The sequence below is a fragment of the Amycolatopsis sp. NPDC028719 genome (genome assembly GCF_055565395.1).
Window position 1 is genome coordinate 649,674 of the sequence record NZ_JBVHUL010000001.1, and the last position, 6,861, is coordinate 656,534.

The window sequence follows — 6,861 nt, forward strand, 5'->3', positions numbered from 1 at the left end:
CGGTTCCGGACGATCCACTTCCGGAATCGGGGAGTTCCATGGCGGACGACACGAGCCCGACGGCGCGGGCGCTGCGCACCCTCGAACTGCTTCAGGCCAGTCCGGGGATCACCGCGGACCGGCTCGCCGGCAAGCTCGGCGTCTCCGAACGCGCCGCCCGGCGCTACGTCGGCATCCTGCGCGAGGCCGGTATTCCGGTCGCCTCCGTCCGCGGGCCCTACGGCGGCTACCGGGTCGGACGCGGCTTACGGCTGCCGCCGCTGACGTTCAGCCCCGCCGAGGCCCTCGGCCTGGTCATGGCGGTGCTCGACGGCCACCACGACGCCGGCGATCCCGCCACCCTGGTCGGCGGCGCGCTCGGCAAGATCGTGCAGGCGCTCCCCGAGCCGGTCGCCGCGCAGGCCGAGGCCGTCCGGCGGACCGCCGCCCCCGCGCCGGACGCCGCCGCCGCGCGGCCGGACCCCGACACCACCGCCGCCCTCGTGCAGGCCTGCGCCGATCATCGGCGGGTCCGCCTCGGCTACCGCTCCGAGGCCGGCACCGAGTGGACCGGCGACGTCGAGCCGTGGGCCGTCGTCGTCCGGCACGGCCGCTGGTACCTGTTGTGCCGCAAGCACCCGACGGGCGAGCGGCGGGCGTACCGGATCGACCGGGTCCGCGGCGTCGGCGTCCTGGACGGCACTTTCGAGCCACCCCGCGACCTCGACCCGGTCGCCACCGTCGAGGAACACCTCGCCGTCGGCTGGGAGTACGACGTCGAGGTCGTCCTCGACGCGCCCCTCGACCTGGTCAGCCGGTGCCTGCCCCGCGCCGTCGGCCGGCTCGAGCGCCTCGGTGACGAGACGACCCGCTTGACCGGCAGCACCAGCAATCCCGCCTGGTACGCCGAACAGCTCGCCCGGAGCCCGGCGCCCTTCCAGGTCGTGCGGTGTCCCGAACTCCGGCAGGCGGTCCGCGTTCTCGGACAGCGCTTGCTGGCGGCCACCGAAAGTCCGCACTCCTGAGCGGAAAGCAACCTTCGCTTCCCAACGGGTGGCCGCGACGGAGTCCACGTATCGTTTTTTCGTGCCCGAACACACCGGCGAGACCCGCAACGAGCAGCTGACCCGCAACGTCGGCGAGCTGCTGCAAGAGCTGCGTGTCGCCCAAGCCGGGGTGCAGATCCTCTTCGGGTTCCTGCTTTCGGTGGTGTTCACCGACCGGTTCCACGACGCCAGCGGCTTCGAGAAGGCGCTGCACCTGTCCGCGGTGGCGCTCGCGGTCGCGGCGACGGCGCTGCTGACCGCGCCCGCGGCGTGGCACCGGCTCCTGTTCCGCACGGGCAGCCGCGAACGGATCCTGACCGCCGGCAACCGGCTCGTGCTGGTCGGCCTGGTCTGCCTGGCCCTGGCGATCACGTCGACCGTCGCGCTGATCGCCAAGGTCGTCTACGGCGAGATCGCCATGATCATCATGGGTGTGCTGTGCGTGCTGCTCTTCGGGGTCCTCTGGTTCGTCATGCCGATCCGGATGCACCCCGCCAACGGCGATCAGCCGGCGGAGCCGCCCAAGTAGCGCGTGTCCTCCTGGACGAAGCAGAGCGGGTTGCCGAACGGGTCATCCGCGTAGAAGGACCGTTCGCCCCAGAACTGGGTCTCGATCGCGTCGTCCATCCAGCGCGGCTCGGCGGCGCGCACCAGCCGGAACGTCTCGTCGACGTCGTCGACCGCGAGGTAGACGATCCGCGGGTCCCGCCGCGGCCGCGGTTCGCGGTGGTCGAGCGGCGCCTCGACGCAGGCGAGCACGACGTCGCCGCAGGGGAAGTAGTGCCGGTTGACCGCGATCCGTTCGCCGCGGTGGCCGAGAACCCGCTCGTAGAAGGCGACCGCGATCTCGATGTCGTCGACGGGCTGGATCAGCCGGAACACCCGCGGACCGCTCATGCGCGCACAGTACCGCTGGTCATTCACGACCGGACAGGGGGCTTGACAGCGGGTGGACAATAAAAAATCGACGTGCCTTCCGAAATAAACAGGAAGACCCGCCGAATGTAGCTTCAGTCTAACCGCTGTGAGGGGAATTTGTCAAACCAGGGGTACGACGAGGAATTGCGGGCCGAACGCGCGTACGTCACCGGGCTGTACGCGCGCCTCGACCGCGAACGTGAACAGGCGCGCGCCCGCTACCACCGGGCGCTCGGGGAACCGGGAACCACGCTGGTGGAGCGGGACGCGGACGTGCGCGTCCGGGCCCGGGAGGCCGTCCGGCTGAACGTCGCCGACAACGGGCTCTGCTTCGGCCGGTTGGACGCCCTTTCGGGCGAAACCGGCTACATCGGCCGGATCGGTCTCTTCGACGGCGAAAACGACTACGAACCCCTTCTGCTGGATTGGCGGGCGCCGGCGGCGAGGCCGTTCTACGTCGCCACCGCGGCGACGCCGGAAAACATGCGCCGCCGTCGTCAGTTCCACACTCTGGGGCGCGAGGTCGTCGATTTCACCGACGAAGTCCTCGGCCGTCCGCACACCGACGATTTCGGGGGGTCTGGGGGGTCGTCCCCCCAGGCATGTTTCAGCGAGCGCGGGGACGCGGCGTTGCTCGCGGCCGTCAACGCGCCGCGCGGCGAGGGCATGCGCGACATCGTCGCGACGATCCAGGCCGAGCAGGACGAGATCATCCGGCTCGGCCACTCGGGCGTGCTGGTCGTCGAAGGCGGACCGGGTACCGGCAAGACCGCCGTCGCGCTGCACCGTGTCGCGTACCTGCTCTACACGCAGCGCGAGCGGATGTCGCGCAGCGGCGTGCTGGTGGTCGGGCCGAGCCCGCTGTTCCTCGACCACATCGGCCGGGTGCTGCCCTCGCTCGGGGAGTCCGACGTCGTCTTCCAGACCACCGGCGACCTCGTGCCCGGCCTGCGCGTCACGGCCGAAGACGAGCCGGAGGTGGCGAAACTCAAGGGATCGCTGAAGATCCTCGACGTGCTGGCCGCGGCGGTGGCCGACCGGCAGAAGGTGCCGGACGAACCGGTGCCGGTCGAGCTGGCCGACGTCACCGTCGAGCTCGACGGTGACGTCGCGGACGAAGCCCGGCTCGAAGCACGCCGGTCCGGGCTGCCGCACAACGAGGCCCGCGCGGTCTTCCGCGAGCACGTCGTGGCGATCCTCGCCGAGCGGGCCGTCGCGCGGATCGGCGAGGGCTGGCTGACCCGGGAGGATCGAGGGGCCTGGGCCGACCTTCGCGCCGACGTCCTCGACGAGCTGGCCGAGCACGAAGACCTCGACGCGACGCTCGCCGCGCTGTGGCCGGAGCTGACGCCGGAGACGCTGCTGGCGCCGCTGTACATGTCGCCCCGCCGGCTCGAGGCCGCCGGCGCCGACCCGGCGCTGTTCCGCGCGGACGGCGGGGCCTGGACCGTCTCGGACGTGCCGCTGCTCGACGAGCTGGTCGACCTGCTCGGCCGGGACGACTCGGCCGACCGCGCCGCCGCGCGCCGCCGTGCGGAGGAGGAGGCGGAGTACGCCGAAGGCGTCATGGACCTCATCAAGCTGGATCGCGAGGAACAGGACGAAGACCTCGGCCTGGTCGCCACCGATCTGCTCTACGCCGAAGACCTGGCCGACCGGTTCGGCGAGCGCGACACGCGCGACCTCGCCGAGCGCGCGGCCGCCGACCGGGACTGGACGTACGGGCACGTCGTCGTCGACGAGGCGCAGGAACTGTCCGAAATGGACTGGCGGACGCTGATGCGGCGGTGCCCGAGCCGGTCCTTCACGATCGTCGGCGACCTGGCGCAACGCCGCAGCGCGGCCGGGGCGACGGCGTGGGGGCCGGTGCTGGCGCCCTACGTCGCCGACCGGTGGGTGTACCGGGAGCTGACCGTGAACTACCGGACGCCGGCGGAGATCATGACCGTCGCCGGCGCGCTGCTCGCGGAGTTCGCGCCGGCCGCGCGGCCGCCGGAATCCGTGCGGGCGAGCGGCGTCCGGCCGTGGTCCCGCCGGGTCACGGACGACGAACTCCCGGCCGCCATCGACGAATTCGACCGCGACGAGGCCGGACACGAAGGCACCAGCGTCGTCATCGGGCCGCCCGGCGTGCCGGGCACGGTCCCGCCGTCGGCGACCAAGGGCCTGGAGTTCGACGCGGTCCTCGTCGTCGAGCCCGCGCGGATCCTGGCCGGGGACGCGCGCGGCGCGGCCGAGCTGTACGTCGCGCTCACCCGGGCCACGCAGCGCCTCGGGGTGCTGCACCGGGATCCGCTCCCGGCGGCGCTGGCCGGGCTCGCCGAAGCGGGCGTGCCCACGCGGGCCGGCCACCGCCGGTTCCAGTAGCGGCTCGTGAGTGAGAAACAGTGTTCCAACCCTGTTTCTCACTCACGAGGGGCTATGCGGTGAGCCGGCCCCAGGCGTAGTTCTGCTTGGCCAGCTTCAGGTAGACGAACAGTTCGGTCCCGGACACGCCGTCGATCTTGCGGATCTCCTCGCCCAGCACTTCGAGCATGTGGTCGTCGTCCCGGCAGACGACTTCGGCCAGCAAGTCGTAGCGCCCGGCGCACAACACGACGTAGTGCACGTTCGGCAGCTCGGACAGCTTGTCGGCGACCGTGCGCGGATCAGCGCCGTCTACGCTGATCCCGACCATCGCCTGCCTCGTCAGATCGACGTTGGCCGGGTCGGTCACCGCGACGATCTGCATGAGGTCGTCGCGCAGGAGCCGTTGCACCCGTTGGCGGACGGCTCCCTCCGAGAGCCCGACCGCTTTCGCGAGCGCGGTGAACGAAGCCCGGCCGTCCTGCTGCAGCAAGGCGATCAGCGATCTGTCCGTGTTGTCCAGCCCGCGCGCACGTGAATCTTCACCCATGCCGTCCCTCCCTGTGTTTCGGCATGTGATTTGTCAAGTGCGCAGCGTATCGAGACCTGACCAGAAAGCGAGACCCCCGCGCCAGCTTCACGTGATCCGGCGCCAGGATCGTGATTTGCCGAGGAATCGGTGGCTGTGGAGGAAATTCACAAGTCATTCCGAGGCGCCTGCGAGCACCCGCGACCCGCCGGGTCAGAACCAGGTGTCCAGGGCGGCGTCGAGCGGCCCTTCGCCCGCCCACGCGATCACCCCGTCCGGCCGGAGCAGCAGCGGTCCGGTGTTCGTCACCGGCACGACCTCGATGCGCGGATCGGCCGGGTGCTCCGCGGAGAGCAGGAGGCCGTGGCCGGTGCGGGTGTGCTCGTGCAGCCGGGTCGTGCGGCCGGTGGCGTCGACGAGCTCGAGGTCTGGGCAGTGCTCGCCGGCCGGTGCCGGGGCGGGGTAAGGGAAGTCGTAGCGCTCGCGGACGCCGGACAGGAGGTCCGCGAAGTACCGGTTCGCCTCCGGCAGGTCCAGCACTTCGCCGACGATCTCCCGCAGCGCGTCGACGTGCGGGCCGGGCGCCAGCAACGCCGACTGCGCGCGTGTGTTGCGCAGCACCGCTTCGCCCGCCGGGTGCCTCTCGCGCGTGTACGTGTCGAGGAACGCTTCGGGCTTGTCGCCGCGGAGGACGGCGCCGAGCTTCCAGCCGAGGTTGGCGGCGTCGGGAATGCCGAGGTTGAGGCCCTGGCCGCCGCTCGGCGAGTGCACGTGCGCGGCGTCGCCGGCGAGGAAGACGCGGCCGCGGCGGTAGTCGTCGGCCTGCCGGGCCTGGTCGCCGAACCGCCGCGCGTCGTGGAGCTCCTCGACGACGACGGGCCGGCCGGTGACGCGCTCGATGCTCGCGGCGAGCGCGTCCGGCGTGACGTCCGGCTCGGCACCGGTCGCCAGCTCGGTGACGCCGGCCATGCTGCCGCCTTGCAGGAAAGTGCCGGTGGCGTAGCGCCCACCCGGCGGGACGTCGCCCGCGAACCGGACGCGCCCGGCGATCGTGTGCAGCAGCGCCGGGGTGCCGGGGAAGCCGAATCCGGCGAGCTTGCGGACGGTGCTGCGGCCGCCGTCGCACCCGACGAGGTACTTCGCGCGCCACTCGCGGCCTCCCGCCGTGACCGCGACACCGTCCACATCGGACCGGAATGCGGTGACCTCGTGCCCGCGCAGCACCCGGACACCCTCGGCGTGCTTCGCGAGGACGCGTTCCAGCTCCGGTTGCCAGATGTTCGTCCGAGGGCGGGCGTCGTCCGGGACGATCTTGAAGATGTTCGCGAAGTGGCCGCGGGTGCTGCCGTGGTCGCGGGCGAGGTTCTTCGTGCCCTCGGCGTCGGCCGAGGCGAGCTGGTCACCGAGGCCTCGCCGCTGAAGCGCCTCGGTCGCCAGCGCGCCCAGACCGCGGGCCTTCGTCTCCTCGGAGGGCGTCACCAGGCGTTCCAGGACCAGGGGTTCGGCCCCGGCCAGCTGGAGCTCGGCCGCGAGGAACAGGCCCACCGGGCCCGCACCCACGACGATCACATCGGCGTCCATGCCGTCTCCTTAACTAGTTAAGGATGATAGTGTCCTTAACTAGTTAAGGTGTCAAGGAGGAGCATGCCGCTGGAAGTCGGCGACGCGGTGCGCGTCGCGCTGGAACTGCTGGAAGAGGAGGGCCTGGACAAGCTCACCGTGCGGCGGCTGGCCACCGGGCTGGGCGTCAAGGCTCCCGCGCTGTACTGGCACTTCCGGAGCAAGCGCGCGCTGCTCGACCACATGACGGACGCGATCGTCGCACCGGTCGTCGCCGGGCTGCCCGACGGCGGCCCGTGGCTGAAGTGGCTGGAGGACGCGGGCTTCGCGCTGCACAAGGCGCTGCTCGCGCACCGCGACGGCGCCCGCGTCGCGCTCGGGGCCGACCTGATCACGGCCCGGGGGGGGGGGGGGGAGGGGGAGGGGGGGGGGGGGGGGGGGGGGGGGGGAGGGGGGTGGGTTTTGGGGGGGGGGAAAGGAGGA

General features: G+C 71.9%; 7 protein-coding genes. 4 read left to right on the forward strand and 3 right to left on the reverse strand.

The features are described 5' to 3' along the window. The first annotated feature begins 38 nt into the window (after positions 1 to 38). Complete coding sequence (locus ACZ4TR_RS03190) at positions 39 to 1,004, forward strand: helix-turn-helix transcriptional regulator (RefSeq protein ID WP_465285543.1); 966 nt, start codon at positions 39 to 41, stop codon at positions 1,002 to 1,004. Positions 1,005 to 1,065: 61 nt separating this feature from the next. Then, positions 1,066 to 1,554: a DUF6328 family protein gene (locus tag ACZ4TR_RS03195; RefSeq protein WP_465285544.1), complete on the forward strand. Its 489-nt coding sequence runs from the start codon at positions 1,066 to 1,068 to the stop codon at positions 1,552 to 1,554. On the opposite strand, the gene ACZ4TR_RS03200 is transcribed toward ACZ4TR_RS03195, so the two are convergent. Next, entirely contained in the window at positions 1,530 to 1,922 is a 393-nt protein-coding gene (locus ACZ4TR_RS03200; protein ID WP_465285545.1) for a VOC family protein, read from the reverse strand. The two genes, ACZ4TR_RS03195 and ACZ4TR_RS03200, sit on opposite strands and share 25 nt — an antisense overlap. A 138-nt stretch (positions 1,923 to 2,060) precedes the next feature. Between ACZ4TR_RS03200 and helR the strand changes: the two genes are divergently transcribed. Further along, positions 2,061 to 4,310, forward strand: a complete 2,250-nt coding sequence (gene helR, locus ACZ4TR_RS03205; RefSeq protein ID WP_465285546.1) for an RNA polymerase recycling motor ATPase HelR — start codon at positions 2,061 to 2,063, stop codon at positions 4,308 to 4,310. A 52-nt stretch (positions 4,311 to 4,362) separates the two neighbouring features. On the opposite strand, the gene ACZ4TR_RS03210 is transcribed toward helR, so the two are convergent. Both ACZ4TR_RS03210 and ACZ4TR_RS03215 read right to left on the reverse strand, forming a co-directional pair. Next, the gene (locus ACZ4TR_RS03210; protein ID WP_364524144.1) at positions 4,363 to 4,839 is read right to left on the reverse strand and encodes an Lrp/AsnC family transcriptional regulator; all 477 of its coding nucleotides are present in this window, start codon (positions 4,837 to 4,839) and stop codon (positions 4,363 to 4,365) included. Positions 4,840 to 5,031: 192 nt separating this feature from the next. Further along, complete coding sequence (locus ACZ4TR_RS03215) at positions 5,032 to 6,399, reverse strand: FAD-dependent monooxygenase (RefSeq protein WP_465285547.1); 1,368 nt, start codon at positions 6,397 to 6,399, stop codon at positions 5,032 to 5,034. A 63-nt stretch (positions 6,400 to 6,462) separates the two neighbouring features. Here ACZ4TR_RS03215 and ACZ4TR_RS03220 point away from each other — a divergent pair. Continuing rightward, on the forward strand, positions 6,463 to 6,861 hold a 399-nt coding region (locus tag ACZ4TR_RS03220), incomplete at its 3' end, for a TetR family transcriptional regulator (RefSeq protein ID WP_465285548.1).